We start from the raw sequence: 2,807 nt of genomic DNA on the forward strand, positions 1-2,807 counted from the left end.
TGCTTATTTCAAGTTGAGAGTGGGGTAATATAGAGTCATCTATATTGCTTCGGTCTTACGAGTTACGTTGATTATTGAATAGATGCGCTTTTAACGGTCTTTTTTAGCCACCGTTAGACCGTTATAGGTTTGCGCGACTGGCATCACTTCCAAACGATTGACATTGATATGCGCAGGCGACTCAATCAACCACAGTAATATATCGCCGATATCTTCACCTGTCATGGTCTTAAAGCCATCGTAGACTTTAGCTGCTTTATCGTCATCACCATGGTAGCGCACGTTTGAAAACTCAGTACCCGCGACTACGCCCGGTTCGATATTGGTCACGCGTACCTGCGTACCGACAAGGTCAGCACGTAAATTTAAGCTGAACTGTTTGACAAACGCTTTAGTTGCGCCGTACACATTGCCACCAAAGTATGGCCAGCTACCGGCGATCGAGCCGACATTGATGATATATCCGCTATCGCGCTCGACCATGACTGGCAAGACTGCATGAGTCAATGACATTAGACCTTTAACATTGGTATCGACCATGCGCATCCAATCATCGAGACTGGCTTTGTGAGCAGGCTCTGTACCCAGCGCCAATCCTGCATTATTAACCAAGACATCAATGTGTTTAAAGTCATCAGGCAAATCAGCAATGATTTGCGGAATAGAATCCGTATCGCTCACATCCATAATCACAGGTAAAAAGTTCTCACCTAAAATCTCTGCTAAAGCATTCAGCTTATCGATACGTCTAGCGCAACCAATCACGCGATGACCATTAGCCACCAAACGCTCTGCCAACGCTTTACCAAAACCCGCGCTCGCTCCTGTAATCAATACGTTCATGATCTATCCTTATTATTGATGATGTCTGCTGTTGCCATAATTTTGATGACGGCTTTATTTACCCTAATGAGATTTATCTATTTGATAATTGCTTACCAAAAATCTTATCGCCCGCATCGCCTAGACCTGGGATGATGTAGCCGTGCTCATCCAAATGGCTGTCTAACGCAGCGGTATAGATAGTCACGTCAGGATGTGCTTCGTTTACCAAGCGTACGCCTTCAGGGGCCGCCACCAATACCAATGCTTTGATATTAGTACAGCCATTTTTCTTTAGCATCTCGATGGTCGCAACCATTGAGCCACCCGTAGCTAGCATTGGATCAATGATTAGCGCAGGACGCTTGTCCATGTGGCTCACAAATTTTTCAAAGAATGGTACTGGCTGCAGCGTTTCTTCATCACGCTGCAAACCGACCACAGAAATCTTAGCAGTAGGAATTAGATCGAGCACCCCATCAAGCATGCCAATACCTGCACGCAAAATCGGCACGATAGTCGCAGTCTTACCAATGATTTGCTCACCCGTGATTTCGCCGCACCAGCCCTGCATTGGGAAGGTCTCAATTTCAAAATCACGGCTTGCTTCATAAGCCATCAAGCGTGCAAGCTCTTTAGTCAATGTACGAAATTTATAAGTACTGCAGTCTTTTTCGCGCATGAGGCTGAGTTTATGACGGACCAATGGATGATCAATGACCGTAATGTTTAAATCGTTGTTTAAATCACTCATAAGTACTCTCTTGGTTTTTTGTCTGATGCGTGCGCAGTCATTGCGGTTGCTATTAATATAAAAAGATACAAACACTTACCCCACTTTAACTCTGTTTGGTCTCATTGATAGTAAAATAAAAACCTCAATGACCATGCAAATCAAATAAACGTGCTACTTGTATAAGAGTGGAATGTCACCAAAAGTGCTCAGTTAGACACTCACAATTGGCAGCCAAGCCTAACCCGCTCAGGCTAAGCGACTATATATTGTCGTACTATTTGAATCGACTAAGTTTGACTGTATAAAATTATCATAAGTGCAGTAGTGTTTAGGCTTGCTATGATAACAAAAAAACCGCTTTTCTGATGAAGAATATCATGACTATAAAACCATCAAGCACCCAAAAAGACGCTAATAACAAGGCTAATAACGAGATAGTAGCAACCGAGAGCTCATCAGGAGAAATTGAAAATCATCCTTTTGCGCCTGTTTTACCACCAAATGCGACTATCATGATGATGGGTACGTTTCCGCCGACTAGCGATAAATGGGCAATGAGCTTTCACTATCCCAATTTTTATAATGATATGTGGCGTATCTATGGCCGGGTATTTTTTGATGATGCTGACTATTTCAGAATAGGGGATGAGAAGCGATTTGATCCTGAGCGCATTCGAGATTTTATGTTTGAACGTGGCATCGCTTCTTGCCCAACGGTCAAGCAAGCCATACGTGAAACAGGCAACGCCTCGGATAAAAACCTAACAGTCGTCACGCCAGTTGATCTAGATGTTATTTTGCCGCAAGTGCCAAAGGTTGAGACTTTATTCACAACAGGAGGCAAAGCAACCGAAGTGCTACTTGGGTTATTAGATGAGCCAATTGCCAAATCAAAACATCCAAAAACCAATCAAAGTATGGATTACCCTTATCAGTGGCAAGACAGCAACCAAACCAATATGGTTAATGACTTAACTTTATATAGGCTGCCTTCTACCTCGCGCGCTTATCCGCTATCGTTGGATAAGAAAGTCGCTGCATATAAGGCGTTTTTTGAAAGAATGGGTAAGTTGTAAAGTAAAAATAGAGAAATGGTTGCACTAATCGAAGGTAAAGCTCAAAGATAGTAAAACGCATCTATCTACTGGAACTAAATATTTTTGCTAGGATAAAACATAATCAAGAGCACATATCTACTCATCTCTAGTGCATCAAAAATAACCAACTCCAACCCATTGAAAAAACTACC

General features: G+C 42.6%; 3 protein-coding genes. 1 reads left to right on the forward strand and 2 read right to left on the reverse strand.

Translation table 11 applies throughout. The features are described 5' to 3' along the window. Positions 1-90 precede the first annotated feature (90 nt). Together AS194_RS01500 and upp are read right to left on the reverse strand one after the other, a co-directional pair. Positions 91-843, reverse strand: coding sequence for an SDR family NAD(P)-dependent oxidoreductase (locus AS194_RS01500; protein ID WP_058023727.1), 753 nt, complete (start codon positions 841-843; stop codon positions 91-93). Positions 844-916: 73 nt separating this feature from the next. Beyond that, a complete protein-coding gene (gene upp, locus AS194_RS01505) occupies positions 917-1,576 on the reverse strand; it encodes a uracil phosphoribosyltransferase (protein ID WP_058023728.1) in 660 nt (219 codons plus the stop codon). A gap of 359 nt (positions 1,577-1,935) precedes the next feature. On the opposite strand from upp, the gene AS194_RS01510 reads away from it, so the two are divergent. Next, on the forward strand, positions 1,936-2,634 hold the full coding sequence (locus AS194_RS01510) for a DNA glycosylase (RefSeq protein ID WP_227511553.1): 699 nt from the start codon (positions 1,936-1,938) through the stop codon (positions 2,632-2,634). Positions 2,635-2,807: the final 173 nt, after the last annotated feature.

Origin of the sequence: Psychrobacter piscatorii, assembly GCF_001444505.1 — a bacterium.
GTDB classification, from domain to species: domain Bacteria; phylum Pseudomonadota; class Gammaproteobacteria; order Pseudomonadales; family Moraxellaceae; genus Psychrobacter; species Psychrobacter piscatorii_B.

Coding starts and splice junctions, on each gene's coding strand:
- AS194_RS01500 (WP_058023727.1), bottom strand. CDS start 843: ATGAACGTATTGATTACAGGAGCGAGCGCGGGTTTTGGTAAAGCGTTG.
- upp (WP_058023728.1), bottom strand. CDS start 1,576: ATGAGTGATTTAAACAACGATTTAAACATTACGGTCATTGATCATCCA.
- AS194_RS01510 (WP_227511553.1), top strand. CDS start 1,936: ATGACTATAAAACCATCAAGCACCCAAAAAGACGCTAATAACAAGGCT.